General features: G+C 68.6%; 17 protein-coding genes. 5 read left to right on the top strand and 12 right to left on the bottom strand.

The window, feature by feature from the left end; translation table 11 throughout:
* Positions 1 to 13 precede the first annotated feature (13 nt).
* A complete protein-coding gene (locus BM113_RS17905; RefSeq protein WP_089789392.1) occupies positions 14 to 298 on the bottom strand; it encodes a DUF7545 family protein in 285 nt (94 codons plus the stop codon).
* A gap of 164 nt (positions 299 to 462) precedes the next feature.
* Here BM113_RS17905 and BM113_RS22425 point away from each other — a divergent pair, with 164 nt between their 5' ends.
* On the top strand, positions 463 to 606 hold the full coding sequence (locus tag BM113_RS22425; protein WP_007143303.1) for a DUF7557 family protein: 144 nt from the start codon (positions 463 to 465) through the stop codon (positions 604 to 606).
* A 42-nt stretch (positions 607 to 648) separates the two neighbouring features.
* On the opposite strand, the gene BM113_RS17900 is transcribed toward BM113_RS22425, so the two are convergent.
* The 4 genes from BM113_RS17900 to BM113_RS17885 all read right to left on the bottom strand — a co-directional run bounded on the left by BM113_RS17900 (position 649) and on the right by BM113_RS17885 (position 3,714).
* Positions 649 to 1,143 carry a DUF5799 family protein gene (locus BM113_RS17900; protein ID WP_089789391.1) on the bottom strand — a complete coding sequence of 165 codons (495 nt, stop codon included), beginning with the start codon at positions 1,141 to 1,143 and terminating at the stop codon, positions 649 to 651.
* A gap of 116 nt (positions 1,144 to 1,259) precedes the next feature.
* Positions 1,260 to 1,763, bottom strand: a complete 504-nt coding sequence (locus tag BM113_RS17895; RefSeq protein ID WP_089789390.1) for a gamma carbonic anhydrase family protein — start codon at positions 1,761 to 1,763, stop codon at positions 1,260 to 1,262.
* A 568-nt stretch (positions 1,764 to 2,331) separates the two neighbouring features.
* On the bottom strand, positions 2,332 to 2,727 hold the full coding sequence (locus BM113_RS17890) for an OsmC family protein (RefSeq protein WP_007143298.1): 396 nt from the start codon (positions 2,725 to 2,727) through the stop codon (positions 2,332 to 2,334).
* 273 nt (positions 2,728 to 3,000) lie between these two features.
* Positions 3,001 to 3,714 (bottom strand): metal-dependent hydrolase, encoded by a 714-nt coding sequence (locus BM113_RS17885; protein ID WP_089789389.1) that lies wholly within the window; start codon positions 3,712 to 3,714, stop codon positions 3,001 to 3,003.
* A gap of 407 nt (positions 3,715 to 4,121) precedes the next feature.
* On the opposite strand from BM113_RS17885, the gene BM113_RS17880 reads away from it, so the two are divergent.
* From BM113_RS17880 to BM113_RS17870, 3 genes are all read left to right on the top strand, one after another.
* On the top strand, positions 4,122 to 4,385 hold the full coding sequence (locus tag BM113_RS17880) for a hypothetical protein (protein ID WP_089789388.1): 264 nt from the start codon (positions 4,122 to 4,124) through the stop codon (positions 4,383 to 4,385).
* Positions 4,386 to 4,466: 81 nt separating this feature from the next.
* On the top strand, positions 4,467 to 6,680 hold the full coding sequence (locus BM113_RS17875; RefSeq protein ID WP_089789387.1) for a DHH family phosphoesterase: 2,214 nt from the start codon (positions 4,467 to 4,469) through the stop codon (positions 6,678 to 6,680).
* Positions 6,681 to 6,810: 130 nt separating this feature from the next.
* Complete coding sequence (locus BM113_RS17870) at positions 6,811 to 7,341, top strand: SHOCT domain-containing protein (protein ID WP_089789386.1); 531 nt, start codon at positions 6,811 to 6,813, stop codon at positions 7,339 to 7,341.
* A 49-nt stretch (positions 7,342 to 7,390) separates the two neighbouring features.
* Here BM113_RS17870 and mnhG read toward each other — a convergent pair whose 3' ends face one another.
* The 7 genes from mnhG to mbhE form a co-directional block, all read right to left on the bottom strand.
* Positions 7,391 to 7,819 carry a monovalent cation/H(+) antiporter subunit G gene (mnhG, locus tag BM113_RS17865; protein WP_089789385.1) on the bottom strand — a complete coding sequence of 143 codons (429 nt, stop codon included), beginning with the start codon at positions 7,817 to 7,819 and terminating at the stop codon, positions 7,391 to 7,393.
* On the bottom strand, positions 7,816 to 8,109 hold the full coding sequence (locus tag BM113_RS17860; RefSeq protein WP_089789384.1) for an MrpF/PhaF family protein: 294 nt from the start codon (positions 8,107 to 8,109) through the stop codon (positions 7,816 to 7,818). The genes mnhG and BM113_RS17860 overlap by 4 nt, the downstream gene beginning before the upstream one ends.
* On the bottom strand, positions 8,102 to 8,704 hold the full coding sequence (locus BM113_RS17855; protein WP_089789383.1) for a Na+/H+ antiporter subunit E: 603 nt from the start codon (positions 8,702 to 8,704) through the stop codon (positions 8,102 to 8,104). The genes BM113_RS17860 and BM113_RS17855 overlap by 8 nt, the downstream gene beginning before the upstream one ends.
* On the bottom strand, positions 8,701 to 10,401 hold the full coding sequence (locus BM113_RS17850; RefSeq protein ID WP_089789382.1) for a complex I subunit 5 family protein: 1,701 nt from the start codon (positions 10,399 to 10,401) through the stop codon (positions 8,701 to 8,703). The genes BM113_RS17855 and BM113_RS17850 overlap by 4 nt, the downstream gene beginning before the upstream one ends.
* On the bottom strand, positions 10,398 to 10,760 hold the full coding sequence (locus tag BM113_RS17845) for a sodium:proton antiporter (protein ID WP_089789381.1): 363 nt from the start codon (positions 10,758 to 10,760) through the stop codon (positions 10,398 to 10,400). Before BM113_RS17845 ends, BM113_RS17850 begins: the two co-directional genes overlap by 4 nt.
* Entirely contained in the window at positions 10,757 to 11,221 is a 465-nt protein-coding gene (locus BM113_RS17840; protein WP_089789380.1) for an MnhB domain-containing protein, read from the bottom strand. Before BM113_RS17840 ends, BM113_RS17845 begins: the two co-directional genes overlap by 4 nt.
* Before the next feature lie 127 nt (positions 11,222 to 11,348).
* Positions 11,349 to 13,751, bottom strand: coding sequence for a hydrogen gas-evolving membrane-bound hydrogenase subunit E (gene mbhE, locus BM113_RS17835; protein WP_089789379.1), 2,403 nt, complete (start codon positions 13,749 to 13,751; stop codon positions 11,349 to 11,351).
* Positions 13,752 to 13,898: 147 nt separating this feature from the next.
* Between mbhE and BM113_RS17830 the strand changes: the two genes are divergently transcribed.
* Positions 13,899 to 14,456, top strand: coding sequence for a DUF411 domain-containing protein (locus tag BM113_RS17830; protein WP_089789378.1), 558 nt, complete (start codon positions 13,899 to 13,901; stop codon positions 14,454 to 14,456).
* Positions 14,457 to 14,488: the final 32 nt, after the last annotated feature.

The raw sequence follows: 14,488 nt of genomic DNA, 5'->3' as shown, positions 1-14,488 counted from the left end.
TCAGTCCGGCAGTTCAGTGCTGGTGCCCGGTCGCTTCGCCGAACGTCACGCCGAAGCGCTCCTCGAACAGCTCCATGACGCGTTCCTCCTGGGCCTCGAGTTCCTCGTCGCTGCCCTCGCCGTGGTGGACGACGTGGTGGGCGCGGCTGGCGAACGACAGCAGGGCGACGTCGCCGATCGTCTCGGCGGTGGTCTGGTCGCCCTCCGCGACGAGGTCGAGGAGTCCGGCGGGGATGGTGACTTCGTCAGTGGAGTCGTCGGCTTCGATCGAAACGGTAACCGTGTCTACGTCGGTCATACACTGACGGTCGGGAACCGTGCCTAAAGGTGCTGTGACTTGCAGTCGTAAGGGCGAGCCGTCGGACACGGACGGCGTCGTGTTCGTCCCCGACCGCCCCGCCCGTCGGGACGCCCCCTGAAATCCCCGTGGCGCTTTTGCCCGTCGCCGTCGAACCCTCACGTATGCCGACCGTCGAACTCGAGGAGGAGACCATCGAGCGGCTGGACGCACTGCGCGTCGAGGACGAGTCCTACGACGAGCTGGTCAACGAACTGATCAACATCTACGAGACCAGCGAGTACACCCTGTTTCGGGCCGGCGACTGACGTCGCTACGGCCGACGGGAACCCGAGCGCCGTCAGCGGCCGCTATTCGCTCTCCGCCGCGGCCTCGCGGACGGAGTCCCAGCGGCCGTTGTCCTCGAGGTGGGACTGGAGTTCGTCGGCGTACTCCTGGGTGAGCCGTTCTGCCGCCGCCAGTTTCTCGTCGTGATCGCCGCCGGAGCCGGGTCCGGAACCGCCGCCCAGTCCGAGCGCGCCCTTGATCGAGTCGACGAGGCCGCCGGAGGAGTCGCGCGATCCGGGGCCGGCGCCTCCGCCTCCACCTCCCCCGGGGCCACCCATCGCGCCCATCCCGGACTGGACGTTCTCGAGTTCCGGAATGATCTGTTCGACCTGTTCGGTGTCCGCGACGAGTCGCGCGTTTTCGGGGTCGTCGGCGCGTTCGATCTCGAACTCCGTCGCCGTCATGATCAGGCTCCACTGCTGGTTCGAGAACCGCGAGTCCCGAATCCGCGAGGAGAACTCCTGATCGACGGTCATCCGCTCGCCGACGATCCGGTCGGTCCACGGCTTGTCGCTCATGACCGTCGATTCGGCCGGCCGCTGTATCAGCGTTTCCCATCCTCGACTCGTCTCCGACCGATCCCCGAGTTCGCGGGGACCGCGAAGCCACGAGCCCGCCGGCCCACCCGGAGCGGCTACCCGTCCAGCCGTTCGGACCCCTCCTCGTGGCGCGTCGCCAGTTCGACGTATCGATCGGCGGTCGCCTCGAGCCGCGGGTCGTCGACCTCGGTCTTCGGTTCGGCGGGCGAGCCGGCGACCAGCGTCGACGGCGGCACCTCGGTCCCCTCGGTGACGACGCTTCCGGCCGCGACGACCGCACCCTCGCCGACGCGGGCACCGTCGAGGACGACCGCGTTCATGCCCACGAGCGCGCGTTCCCCGACCGTGGCGTCGTGGACGATCGCGCTGTGTCCGACCGTGGCGTAGGGCTCGAGTTCGGCGTCCTCGTGGAGCACGGCGTTGTCCTGGACGTTCGCGCCCTCGCCGACCACGATCCGGCCGTGATCACCGCGGAGCGTCGCGTTGGGCCAGACGCTCGCGTCCGCCTCGAGGACGACGTCGCCGATGACGACGGCCGTCTCGTCGACGCGGGCGGAGTCGGCGACGTCCGGCTCGGAACCTTCGAAGGATCGTAACATGTCAGGTCCTGTCTCGAGCAGTCCCTTGAACCTGGCTCTCGGTCCCGTGGCGCACGCTCGAACCCACCAACGTATTTTGGCATCACCGATATTATGGCAGCCGTTGGACACACGAATGCAGCGGGCGTTTCGGTTCATCCCCAGCCGGACGTTCCGCTGAACCACCTTCCGCTGAGTTCACCCCACTCCACCCCACCCCCAGCCGGCGACCGAGGCATTCCCCCCTCACCACCCACCCCACCCCTCCCCTCCCCACCCCTCCCCACCCTCCTTCCCCCCTCCCCTTCCGTTGCCCCTGCGAGCCGACGGCGACCGGCGGAATCGGCGGGATCGACGGGACCGACGGCCGGGCCGTCGCCGCCGGTCGCCGTCGGCTGGCTTCCGCGGCCCCGTGGTTCCCCCCGGGCTTTCGACTGTGCGAGCCAGGATCGAGCGATACGGCCGAACCGATCGTATTTCGACAGCCGAGAGCCGCCGCTTCCGGCGACGGACAGTCGAAAACTGGGCGAACTCGAGCCGCGACGAGAGAACCAAAACGAACCGACGAGTCGAACCGAACCCCGGGACCCTAAAACGCGTCGCCCTCGAAGGTCGTCTCCGCGTGGAGGCTCTCTTTCAGCGCGTCGTGGACCTTGCAGAGTTCGAACGCGCGCTCGATGATTTCCTCGCCCGTCTCGTCGTCGACGTCGGCCTCGACACGGATGTCGAAGTGGACCGACTCGAGTTTGTCGTCGTCGTTGAGTTCGCCCGTCGACTCGATCTCGATCTTCCCGAGGTCCTCCTCGCCGCGCTGTTGGCCCCCGACCCGGAGCGCGGGGACGTAACAGGAGCCGTAGGCCGCGAGCAGTGCCTCGAGCGTGTCGGGCGCGTCCTCGCCGTTGGCGTCGATGGTCGTCTCGAAGTCGCGGATCTCGTTCGTCGCGCTGTAGCCTTCCTCGGAGACGGTGGTGACGTCTTTCGACATGGCAGTCGTGACGTCTACGGCCGCCCGTGTAAACGTTGTTCTCCCGGAGGATACCGTCCAGCTAGCTGAGAAACACCGACCGGACGTTACGTCGGGGCGGCCCGATCGTCGATGCGGTTCCCCGGGATCACCCTCGAGGGGTTCGACGCCGATCAAGATCGGATCGCATCGGATCGGATCGCATCGGCTCCACCCCCGAGACGAACTCGTCTCGAAAACGCTCAGAAACGATTCGCGACTATCCGTTCCGGCCCGGAGCGCGTCGACGTCGCCTCAACCCTCGAGTTCGATCGACTCGTCGCCCTCGAGGACGTGAACCTCGGCGTCGTCGACGTACTCGGCGAACTCCTCCGGGTCGGTCTCGATCGGCGGGAACGTGTCGTAGTGCTGCGGGAGCGCGTGGTCGACGTCGAGCCAGTCGACCGCGACCGCGGCCTGCTGGGTGCCCATGGTGAAGTGATCGCCGATCGGGACGATCGCCGCGTCGGGCTCGAGGTAGTCGCCGATCACGTCGCGCATCTCGCTCATCAGCGCGGTGTCACCCGCGTTGTACAGGGTCGTGGCGTCGGGACCGGCGTCGTGGGGATGTTCGTCCGAGATGACGAACCCGGCGGGCATCCCGGCGTCGGCGTCGTACTCGGTCATGATCCCGTTGGTGTGGTCGGCCCGGACCATAGTGACGTAGGCGTCGCCACACTCGACGGTGCCGCCGAGGTTCATCCCCATGCCGCCGACGGCGTCCTCGAAGCCGAACTCCTCCTCGCAGTACGAGACCAGTTCCGGCGTCGCGACCAGCGTCGCGTCGGAAAACTCGCCGGCGTGGGCGATGTGGTCCGCGTGCCCGTGGGTCAACAGGACGTAGTCGGGCGTCTCGACGTCCGACGGCTCGAGGTCGGTCTTCGGGTTGTCGAAGAACGGGTCGATCAGCAAGTCCGTGTCGCCGACCGTAACGTGCCACGTCGAGTGACCGTGCCAGGTGAGTTCCATAGCGTTCGAACTGTTGGTTCGAAGATACCTTAAATGTATACGAGCGCTTCCCGCCCCCGGCGCGAACGCCTCGGACGCCGCGTCAGCGGTCGTCGTGGCGCCGTCCCCGGAATGTACGGTCACCAACACTTATCAGGTCGCCGCTCACATCGATAGCCGGCCGCAGGCGCCCTGACACACCACGCGTGCGGTCCGGTCGCGAACGCGATCGAATAGCGCCGAGCGAGGGCGAGACGTCGGCGCGGACACCCCGACCCGAGGGTGTCGCGTCGCTTGCTCGGCGTTCCGGCACGACGACGGTCGCCGACTCCGGGCGGTGTATCGGACTCCCGTCCCATCGGTCGGGCGGTCGATCCGGCGCGCCGTCGATGCCGTGCCGTTTTTTATCCCGGGTCCGTACTCCGACTATGCTCGCACTGACCCTCGAGGACTTCATGGTCGAGCTCAACGACGGATCGATCAAGAACGTCGGCCCCAAGAACAAATCCGCGACCGCGAAGCTGTTCGACGTCGACGACGTCGAGGCCCGGGAGTTCGGCGACAAACGAGTCAAACTCGTCTTCGAGGACGACGACGGCAACGAGATCCAGGTCTCGCTGTTCCCCGAGGACGTCCGGAAACTCACCGACGACATCGAGGAACTCGAGGAAGAGTCGTCGGTGTTCGACTGAATCCGGCGTCGGTCCGCCGGGGCCGAGACGACGAACGCATTTCGACAACCGTTTTAGGGCGAAACTGCTTCAATCGAGTAGATGGGTAACTGTATCATCTGTGGCACAGCTGTCGACGGAGAAATCTGCGAGAGTCACGAGGAGGACGCCGTTTTCGAATTTCGCGGAACGTCCCCCTCGCAACTCACCCCCGGCCGCTACTACCGGGGTACCGTCGACGGCTACGCCGACTTCGGCGTCTTCGTCGACGTCGGCGACCACGTCACTGGCCTGTTGCACAGAAGCGAACTCGACCAACGACTCGAGAGCCTCGAGTGGGAGCCCGGCGACCAGGTGTTCGTCCAGGTGCTCGACGTCCGCGACAACGGCAACGTCGACCTCGGCTGGTCGATTCGCCAGCGCGAACGCGAGTTCCGCGGGAAGTTGATCGACACGGGCGACGACGAGTTGCGCCCGGAGGAGTTCGAGGACGACGAAAGCGACGACGCCGAGGCGGACGCTGACGCGAGCGAAGCCGAACCCGAAGCCGAAGCCGAACCCGCCGACGCGGCGGAACCCGACGAACCCACCGCCGGCGAACTCCAGGCCGCGGCCGACGACACCGGCCCGAGCGACGAGGAGGTCCCCTCCGGCGCGAGCACGACCGACGCAGTCGCCGCCGGCTCCGGCGGTACCGTCGCGGCCGAGGCGAGCCCGAGCGGTTCGACCGCGGCGACCGACGACGCAGCCGACGCCGAGCCGACCACCGACACCGACGCCGCGCTCAAGCGGACCACCGTCGACGCGATCGACGGCCAGGTCGGCACCGTCGTCCGACTCGAGGGCGAGATCACCGGCGTCCGACAGACCAGCGGCCCGACGGTCTTCGAACTGAGCGACGAAAACGGGAGCGTCGAGTGTGCCGCCTTCGAGGAGGCCGGCGTCCGCGCCTACCCGAGCGTCGAAGTCGGCGACGTCGTCGCCCTCGAGGGCGAGGTCGAACGCCACCACGGCGAACTCCAGATCGAGACCGAGGCGCTCGAGGTCCTCACCGACGAGGCCCGCGAGACCGTCGTCGACCGCCTCGAGACCGCGATCGAGCGCGAGGCTCGACCCGCCGAGATCGACCTGCTTGCCGATCACGACGCCGTCGCCGCCGTCGAGGACGAACTCGGCGACGCCGCGACCGCGATCCGGCGTGCGGTCATGGAGGCCCGACCGATCGTCGTCCGCCACAGCGCGACCGCGGACGGCTACGTCGCCGGCGCCGCCATCGAGCGCGCCGTCCTCCCGCTGATCCGCGAGAAACACACCCGCGAGGACGCCGAGTACCACTACTTCGAGCGCCGGCCGCTCGACGGCCGCGTCTACGACATGGACGCCGCGACCGACGACGTCACCTCGATGCTCGAGGCCCGCGAGCGCCACGGCGAGCAGTTCCCGCTGATCGTGCTCGTCGACGCCGGTTCCACCGAGGAGTCGGTCGACGGCTACGAACTGCTCTCGCTGTACGACGCCAACGCGGTCGTCGTCGACGACAGCCGTGCGGACGAAGCCGTCGCCGAGGCCGTCTCGGTCGCCGTCGCGCCGTCGCTGGCCGGCGCGGACGTGACCGATCTCACCTCGACGGCGCTCGCCGCCAACGTCGGCGCCCACGTCAACGACGACGTCCGGGCCGACCTCGAGCACCTCCCCGCGGTCAGCTACTGGGAGGACGCACCCGAGGACTACCTCGACCTCGCCGCCGACGCCGGCTTCGACGAGACCGGCCTCTCCGAGCGCCGCGAGGCCGTCGCGCTCGAGGCCTACTACCAGTCGTACAAGGACAAGCGCGAACTGGTCGCCGACCTGCTGTTCGGCGACGGCGCCGCGGGCGACGACGGCCGGGACGCCGACGGCGACCTCGCGGCCCACGTCTCCGAGCAGTTCCGTGCGAAACTCGAGACGGAACTCGAGACCGCACGGGAGAACCTGACGACCGAACGGGTCGGTGACGTCACCGTCGCCGTACTCGACACGACGGCGTTTACCCACCGCTTCGACTTCCCGACGACGACGCTGCTGCTGGACGCGCTGTACCGCCGTCGCGACGCCGAGGAGCCGTTCGCCGTCTTCGGTCTGGCCGACGACGAACTGCACGTCCGGCCCATCGACTCGATCGACGTCCGCGAGTTCGGCGACGCCATCGCCGACGCGGCGACCGACGCCGGCGTCCGCGTCGTCGGCGGTCAGGACGGTCACATCGAGTTCCTCCCCGGCGAACGGGAGGCCGTCCGCGAGGCTGCGCTCGAGGCACTCGAGTCGACGCTCGCGTAAGACGCGCACTTCTCCGCCACCTGCCCACCTGGCCACCTGCTCCCCCACCGCCACACAGCACCCGCCGTAGCGATCCGCCGACCGCTCGGCGGCGACAAGCTATATTGATTTACGTACCGACACGATCGGTATGGGACTCGGCGAGGGAACCGACAGGCGCGACGACGGCCGGATGGCCGACCTCCGCGAAAACGCGACGGGAATCGCATCGATGCTCGTGACCGGCCTGTGGCTGGGCGCCATGTTCACGGGACGGGGCTGGTGGCTCGCCGCCTTGCTCGTCGGCTACATCGTCGTCGTGCCGATGGTTGCGATCCTCTTTGGCGACGAATCCGACCGGGAGGAGTGGGTCGACGACTGGACGAGCGGTGAACGCCAGGGCGAGTCCGAGCGGCAACGCGACCGCTCCCGGTCGGGGGACGCCACATCCGGGTTCGAAGCCGATTCTCGAGAGGCGCTGGAAACCCTCCGGGAACGCTATGCGGCCGGCGAGTTGACCGACGAGGGGTTCGAGCGCAAACTCGAGCGGCTGCTGGAGACGGAGACGCTCGAGGACGCGCAGGCGTGGGCTCGCGACCACAATCACAATCGCGACCCCGACCCCGACCCCGACCGCGACGGCGAGCGGGAGCGAACCGACCGGGAACTCGAGACGGAGTAACCACGAGTCGGTATCGAAGCGTCGAAGAACCTCGTTCTCGAGCGGTACGTCAGTCCTCGTCGGCGGCCGGATCGGGGCCGGGACCCGTTCCGGGCTGGCGTTCGGCGTCTCTCTCGGCACCGCGTTCCGCGTCCGCTCGCGGTTCCTCCTCGCGTGCCAGCTGCGAGGCGTCGGGCCAGGTGACGCTTCCCAGGAACGGCACCCCGATCCGCTCGGCCGCGCGGGCGATCATGTGTGCGCCGGTGGGCACGGTCAGAAACAGGAAGACGGCACCGACAAGCGCCGTCAGTCCCTCGCCCCCGGGGCCGAACTGGACGAACGCCGCGAGGAAGATCGCGGCAGTCCCCAGCGTCGTGGGCTTGCTCGTGGCGTGCATCCGGTTGTAGACGTTCGGCAGCCGGAGCAGGCCGATCGTGCCGACCGTCAGGAAGAAGACTCCGACGAGGACGAGCGCGATCACGAGGGTGGCTCGGATCATTCGATCACCTCCCCTTCCGTGACGAACTTGGCGACGGCCACGGTCGCGATGAAGGCGATGATCGCGAGCACCAGGCTCACGGTGAGGAAGAGTCCACGGTCGGTCTGGATCGCGAACAGCACCGCGATCGCGACCACGTTCGTCGCGATGGCATCGAGCGCGACCACCCGATCCGGATCCGTCGGCCCGCGGATCACCCGGTAGCTACAGAAGACACAGAGGGCACTGACGACGACGATCGCGGCCCGGATCGTCGTCTCGAGGACGGCCGGATCGGTGGCCTCAGTCATCGTACCCACCTGCGCGTTCGTCCGGCTCCGGTTTGTCCCTTTCCCCGCCCGAGACGACGAACTGCCGGGCCGGATCTTCGGGCGCGGCGTCCTCGTCGAAGATCTCGAGGGCGTAGTCCTCCCACCGGCGGATCGGGGCGACGATCGCCGCGGGATCGCGGCCGTCGACCGCGTGGACGTACAGGGCGTTGACGTCTTCGTCGTAATCCAGCGCGACGGTGCCGGGCGTGAGCGTGACGCTGTTTGCAAGCAGCGTGATCGCGAGGTCGGTCTCGGCCCGCAGCGGGACGAGGACGACCTCGGGCTCGATCGGCATACTGGGTGCGACCACCCGATAGACCATGTCGACGTTCGCCCGCAGGAGTTCCCACACGAAGGCAAGCAGGTAGAGCAGGGCGGGTTTCACGCGGCGTCCCCGCGAGACGGTGATCCGCTTCGCGTAGAGCCGGCGGAAGACGAACGCGATCGGCAACCCGACGGCGAGCCCCTCGAGGAACTGGCCGAACAGCGTCATCGACTCGAGTTCGATCCCGCGGACGAAGATCCACAGGACGGCGAAGACGACGCCGGCGACGGGCCAGGTTCGGACCTTCATTCGTGTTCACCCCCGGTCTCGCCGCCTTCGCCCCCAGCCTCGAGGTCGACGTCGCTCGCGTCGGCCGGATCGACGGCGTCGACGTAGGCGTCGGCGTCCAGTGCGGCCTCCGCGGCGGCGTCGGCGAACTCGTAGACCGGCTCGAAGCCGACCCCGACCGCGATGATAGCGGCCGCGAGGACGCCCAGAACTGCCAGCTGGACACTGTCGGTCGTCGCCTCTTCGACGGCGGCCGTGCGAGCGCCCCAGAAGCTCCGGTTCCAGGTCCGGGTCGCGTACGCGATCGTCAGAAGCGAGCCGGCAAGCAGGAGCGCGAGGACGGACGGGGCCTCGGCGCGGGCGGCCACGTCGAAGACGAGGAACTTGCCGAAAAAGCCCGACAGCGGTGGGATACCGACGAGCGCGAGCGCGCCGACGAAAAACGAGATCGCCAGCGGGGGCGACCGCCCCGCGAGGCCGCCGAGGTCGGACAGACTGCTCGTCCCGGTCGCGGTCCTGACCGCGCCGACCGCCAGGAAGAGCAGCCCCTTCGCGAGCGTGTGGTTGAGCGCGTACACGAGCGCGGCGACGATCCCGAACTGGCGCAACTCGGGGCTGGTCGTCGTCGCGGCGATGGCGACCGGGACGGCGATGAAGCCGACCTGGCCGATACTCGAGTACGCGAGCACGCCCTCGATCGACTCCCGGCCGACCGCGCCGAGGCCGCCCACGAGGATGCTCGCGGCGGCCATGACGAACAGCACGGCCCCGACGAACGGGAGCGGGGAGTTCCCGGCGACGGCGAGGCCCGTCCCCGGCACCGTGAGATCGACGGCGACCGGTGCGTCCGCGAAGACGGTAAAGGAGAGCCGGATGATCGCGTAGATCCCGACCTTCTTCGTCGCGCCGGCCAGCAGCGCGGTGATCTGGGGCGGCGCGGCACGGTAGGCCGTCGGGATCCAGAACTGGAAGGGGACGAGTCCGGCCTTGATCGCGAACACCGACAGGAGCAGCCCGTAGAGGCCGAGCACCGAGCGGGGATCGATCCCATAGGCTGCGGGGTCGGCCAGCCGCCTCGAGAGGTCGGCCATGTTGAGCGTGCCCGTCGTCGCGTAGATCCCGCCGACGGCGAGCAGGAAGACCGCACTGGCGAGCAGGTTGAGCGCGACGTACCAGAACGCAGCGCGGGTGTGCTGGGGGCCGCCGTAGTAGGCCACGAAGATGTAACTCGCCATCAACATTACCTCGAACCAGACGAACAGGTTGAACAGGTCGCCGGTGAGAAAGGCCCCGGTAACGCCGAGCGCCAGGAAATGAAAGAGCGGGAAATAGTAGCTACGCCGGTCGATTTCGGGCAGCACACGCGTCGAGAAGACGAGCGACGCGACTCCCAGGATGGCGACCATCGTCAGCATGAACGCCGACAGGCCGTCCGCGACGAGCGTGATGCCGAAGGGAGCCGGCCAGCCACCGACCTGGTAGGTCGCGGCCCCCGGCGCCGACGGCGCGAGGACGATGTACCAGTCGATCGCGGCGACGGCGACCGCGTAGGCCGCGCCGCCGAGCAGGCTGACGCCGATCCGTGCGCGCGTCCAGCGCCCGAACAGCAGGCTCCCGACGGCCGCCACGAGGACGATCAAAAGCGGTGCGATCACGAGTTGGGATTCGGCGACGGGCGGCGACGCCGCAAGCGCCGTCGCGGGCACCGAGCCGATCATTCCCGATCACCCAGTTTCGAGACGTCAAGCGTGCCGTGTTCCTCGTACACCCGGTAGGAGAGTACGAGCGCGAACGCGGTCATCCCGAACCCGATGACGATGGCGGTCAACACGAGCGCCTGGACGAGCGGATCGGCCACGGCCATCGGCACGTGGATCTCGTGGCCGTGGCCCTCGAGCACGGGGACCGTCTCGGCGGTCCCCTCGGCGATCCCGCCCATCGCGAGCAGGTAGACGTTTGCCGCCTGGCTGATGATCGCCAGCCCCCAGACGACCCGGATCAGGTCCCGGCGCAGGAGCAGGAACGTCCCGAGGGCGAACAGCGCGCCGATCACCCCGGCGAGGATGACGCCCGTCATTCGGCTCCCACCACCGAGAGGATCGTCAGCAGGCCGCCGACGACGACGCAGTAGACCCCCAAATCGAACGCGACCGCGCTCGCCAGTTCGACGTGGTCGTAGATCGGGACCCCCTCGAGTTCGACGAACGTCTGCGTGAGGAAGGGCCGATCGAACAGCAGCGGCACGAGGCCGCTGAGGACGGCGATCGCGAGGCCGTACTCGAACAGCCGGCGGTAGGCAACGACGACGCGGTCCCGCGAGGGTTCCTTGCCGGGTTCGACGTCGCGTCCGAGGACGCCCCGCTCGAGGAAGTCCAGCCCGAAGGCGAGATAGATGACGGCGAAGGCCGTCGTCGTGAGCACGCCGCCGATGAACCCGCCGCCGGGGAGGTTGTGTCCCTCCACGAACAGCGTGACGGCGACCACGAGGATGATCGGAACGATCACGCGCGCGGTCGTGCGCATGATGACCGTGGTCATCGGGGCTCACCTCGCGTTCTCGTTCCCTCGAGTATGGTCGGGACGCGGACTCGAGCGAGCGGCGTCCGGATCCGTCTCCTTCGCGTCGATACGAGCGTAAACGTGTGTGCGTGGCGTCGATAGCGGCTCATTCGTCGTCACCTCCGTCGGTGGCTTCGGTCCCGGATTCGGTCCCCGGGTCGGCTCCGTGACCGGATCGCATGACGATCAGCGTCAGGATCGAGATGGCAGCAAGCGCGACTACCGCCAGTTCGCCGAGCGTGTCGAACCCCCGGAAGTCGACGAGCGTGACGTTGACGATGTTGGTCCCGCCGCCCTCGGGGACGGCCCGCGTGGCGTAGTACCGTGCGACGTCGGTGGTGGCGCCGGGCCTCGAGTCGGTCGCGACCAGCACCGTGACGAAGACGGTTGCGCCGACGGCGACCGAGAGGACGGCGTCGCGGGCGGTCCTGCCGAGGCTCTCGTCGAACTCGGGGATCTCCTCGATGACGAGCAGGAAGATCAGCAGGACGAGCGTCTCGACGACAAGTTGCGTCAACGCGAGGTCGGGCGCGCTCGCGAGGATGTAGAAGATCGCGACCATAAAGCCCAGGATCGAGAGGGTGAGCACCCCGGCGACGTGGGTCTCCGAGAGCGCGACCGCAAGGCCCGCGGCGACCGCGACGACCAGTACGAGCGCGACCGCGATGGGGATCTCGATCCCCAGTCCGGTCGCCGAGATCATTCCCGTCGCGGCGAACCCGGCCAGCGCGAACGCGGCGGTGGCGGCGAGCGTCCACGTCGCGTAGGTCCGCAACAGTCCGTTGTGGACGCGCGCGGCGAGCCCCGCGCCGGCCCGTGGCAGGACGTCGACGAGCGACCCGTACCACCAGGACGGGCTCGAGGGCGGGAGCCCGCGCGGGACCGCACGAATCCCCGCGTGGAGCCGGTCGTAGAAGGGGTACGCGACCAGGCCGCCGACGATCGCGACGGCGCTCATCCCGACGGGCGTCGAGTACTCGGTCGGGAGGCCGACGTGCATCTCGTGGGGATCGACCGCGGTCGCGTCGACGCCCGACTGGACGGCGGCCCGAACCGCGAGTTCGGGGTCGACGCTGACGACGGCCGCGAGCACCGTCAGGACGGCCGGCGCCGCCACAAGGGGGATCGCGGGCCGGTGTACCTCGCCGAGTTCGTCGGGCCGCTCGCCGAAGAACAGCGAGAGGAATCGCAGCGAGTACAGCACGGTGAAGATGCTCCCGAAGACCGCGACGGCCGGGTAGATCCAGCCGAGCGCACCGATGTCGTGGTAGTGGCTCGCCTCGAGGGCGGCCTCGAACAGGAGCTCCTTCGAGTAGAAGCCGTTGAACGGCGGAATCCCGCCCATCGAGAGCGCGACGACGACGGTCATCGCCGCGGTGATCGGCAGGTCCCGCCGGAGCCCGCCCAGTTCCGAGAGTTTCCGGGAGCCGGCCTCGTGGGCGACGATCCCGGCGATCAGGAAGAGCGCGGCCTTGAACAGCGCGTGGTTCAGCAGGTGAAAGACGCCCGTCTCGGCGCCGTAGATCGAGGTGAAGCCGAACCCGGCGACCATCAGGCCGAGGTGACTCGCCGTCGAGTACGCGAGCAGTTCCTTGATGTCGGTCGCGGCGACCGCGAGCAGCGCACAGACGGTCATCGTCGCCAGCCCGACCGTCGCGAACAGGAGGAGCCACTCGACGCCGACCAGCAGCGGCCGGACGCGACCGAGGAAGTAGACGCCGACTTTCACCATCGTCGCCGAGTGGAGGAACGCGGAGACGGGCGTCGGCGCGGCCATCGCGTTCGGCAGCCAGAAGTGGACCGGCACCTGGGCGGACTTGGTGCCCGCGCCGATAGCCAGCAGGCCCAGCACCGGCAGGAAGTACCCCCGCTCGCGCAGCCCCGACTCCATCGCGTCCGTGTTCTCGAGCATCGCGGTCAGGTCGAACGCGGCCGCCGGGCCCAGGACGTCCCCGGCGACGATCGACAGCAGGAGGAAGCCGACCAGCAGGAAGAGGCCGCCGCCGACGGTGACGAACATGGCCATCCGGGCGGCGTACTGGGAGTCCGCGTCCCCGGTGTGGTGGCCGATCAGCACGAACGAACAGAGGCTGGTGAGTTCCCAGAAGACGAAGATCGCGATCAGGTTCGCCGCCAGGGCGACGCCGACGATCGATCCCATGAAAGCGAGCAACGCGGTGTAGAACCGGGCCAGGCCCGTCTCGCCGTGCATGTACGACGGGGAGTAGAGGAAGATCAGCGTCCCGATGCCGGACGCCAGCGAGGCGAACAGCAGTCCCCAGCCGTCGACGTAGAACTGCAAGGCGATCTCGAGCGACGGGATCCAGGCGACTTCGACGACCCCCTCGGTTCCGTACTGCGTGGCCAGCAGACCGAAACAGAGGGCCGCGACCGCGGCGCCCGCGTACCCGACGCGTTCGCCGAGAGCTCGGTACAACAGGGGCGTCAGCCCCGCGACTAGGAACGGCAACACGACGGCCGCGAGGACGATCGACGACTCCGGTGTCACGTCTTTTTTCCTACACACGGGCGTGATTTAACTCTTGTAGGAGAGCTTTCAAGCCGCGCGTCGCTGGCCCGCCGCCGTCCCCCGATCGACGTCGCTCGAGCGAGCGGTCCGGGAACGGTTATGTGTCGCCGGTCGCTACGTCCGTCCATGGACGGCTCACTGACGCGTCGTCGGCTGTGCTCGCTCGGCGCGGCGGCCGCGCTCGTCGGGGCGAGCGGCTGTATCGGCGGCGGAAACGGTAACGGCGACAGTGACGACGACGAACCCGGACCCGTCTCGGCCGCTCCGGTCGGCGACGACTGGTCGTGGGACGGATCGGTCCCGGTCGACGAGGTCGTCCAGCACCACGACCCCTCCTGTGGCTGTTGCTCCAGGTACGCCGCCTACCTCGAGGACAACGGGTTCGACGTCCACGTCGAGACGACCGACGAACTCGGAGCGGTCAAGACCGACCTCTCGGTCCCCGCGGAGGCCCGGAGCTGTCACACCGTCGAGTTCGGCGACTACCTCGTGGAGGGACACGTCCCGCTCCAGGCGATCGAGGCGCTGTTCGCGGCGGAGCCGGCCGTCGCCGGGATCGCGATTCCCGGTATGCCACGGCACGCGCCGGGCATGGGGCCGCCGGACGACGAGTCGCTGGCGGTCTACGCGTTCGAGGACGCGGAGTCCGACTCCGGCGAGTTGTCCGAGTTCGTCGCCGTCTGAGGCCGACCGGAGTCTCGCCGTCACCACGGTTC

This window comes from Natronobacterium haloterrestre (assembly GCF_900112205.1).
GTDB classification, from domain to species: domain Archaea; phylum Halobacteriota; class Halobacteria; order Halobacteriales; family Natrialbaceae; genus Natronobacterium; species Natronobacterium haloterrestre.
The sequence above is the reverse complement of the archived record's forward strand: the minus strand, read 5'-3'. Positions and strand labels throughout refer to the sequence as shown.

Bases quoted from the DNA above. Each gene is read 5' to 3' on its own strand.
- BM113_RS17905 (WP_089789392.1), bottom strand. From the start codon at position 298: ATGACCGACGTAGACACGGTTACCGTTTCGATCGAAGCCGACGACTCC.
- BM113_RS22425 (WP_007143303.1), top strand. From the start codon at position 463: ATGCCGACCGTCGAACTCGAGGAGGAGACCATCGAGCGGCTGGACGCA.
- BM113_RS17900 (WP_089789391.1), bottom strand. From the start codon at position 1,143: ATGAGCGACAAGCCGTGGACCGACCGGATCGTCGGCGAGCGGATGACC.
- BM113_RS17895 (WP_089789390.1), bottom strand. From the start codon at position 1,763: ATGTTACGATCCTTCGAAGGTTCCGAGCCGGACGTCGCCGACTCCGCC.
- BM113_RS17890 (WP_007143298.1), bottom strand. From the start codon at position 2,727: ATGTCGAAAGACGTCACCACCGTCTCCGAGGAAGGCTACAGCGCGACG.
- BM113_RS17885 (WP_089789389.1), bottom strand. From the start codon at position 3,714: ATGGAACTCACCTGGCACGGTCACTCGACGTGGCACGTTACGGTCGGC.
- BM113_RS17880 (WP_089789388.1), top strand. From the start codon at position 4,122: ATGCTCGCACTGACCCTCGAGGACTTCATGGTCGAGCTCAACGACGGA.
- BM113_RS17875 (WP_089789387.1), top strand. From the start codon at position 4,467: ATGGGTAACTGTATCATCTGTGGCACAGCTGTCGACGGAGAAATCTGC.
- BM113_RS17870 (WP_089789386.1), top strand. From the start codon at position 6,811: ATGGGACTCGGCGAGGGAACCGACAGGCGCGACGACGGCCGGATGGCC.
- mnhG (WP_089789385.1), bottom strand. From the start codon at position 7,819: ATGATCCGAGCCACCCTCGTGATCGCGCTCGTCCTCGTCGGAGTCTTC.
- BM113_RS17860 (WP_089789384.1), bottom strand. From the start codon at position 8,109: ATGACTGAGGCCACCGATCCGGCCGTCCTCGAGACGACGATCCGGGCC.
- BM113_RS17855 (WP_089789383.1), bottom strand. From the start codon at position 8,704: ATGAAGGTCCGAACCTGGCCCGTCGCCGGCGTCGTCTTCGCCGTCCTG.
- BM113_RS17850 (WP_089789382.1), bottom strand. From the start codon at position 10,401: ATGATCGGCTCGGTGCCCGCGACGGCGCTTGCGGCGTCGCCGCCCGTC.
- BM113_RS17845 (WP_089789381.1), bottom strand. From the start codon at position 10,760: ATGACGGGCGTCATCCTCGCCGGGGTGATCGGCGCGCTGTTCGCCCTC.
- BM113_RS17840 (WP_089789380.1), bottom strand. From the start codon at position 11,221: ATGACCACGGTCATCATGCGCACGACCGCGCGCGTGATCGTTCCGATC.
- BM113_RS17830 (WP_089789378.1), top strand. From the start codon at position 13,899: ATGGACGGCTCACTGACGCGTCGTCGGCTGTGCTCGCTCGGCGCGGCG.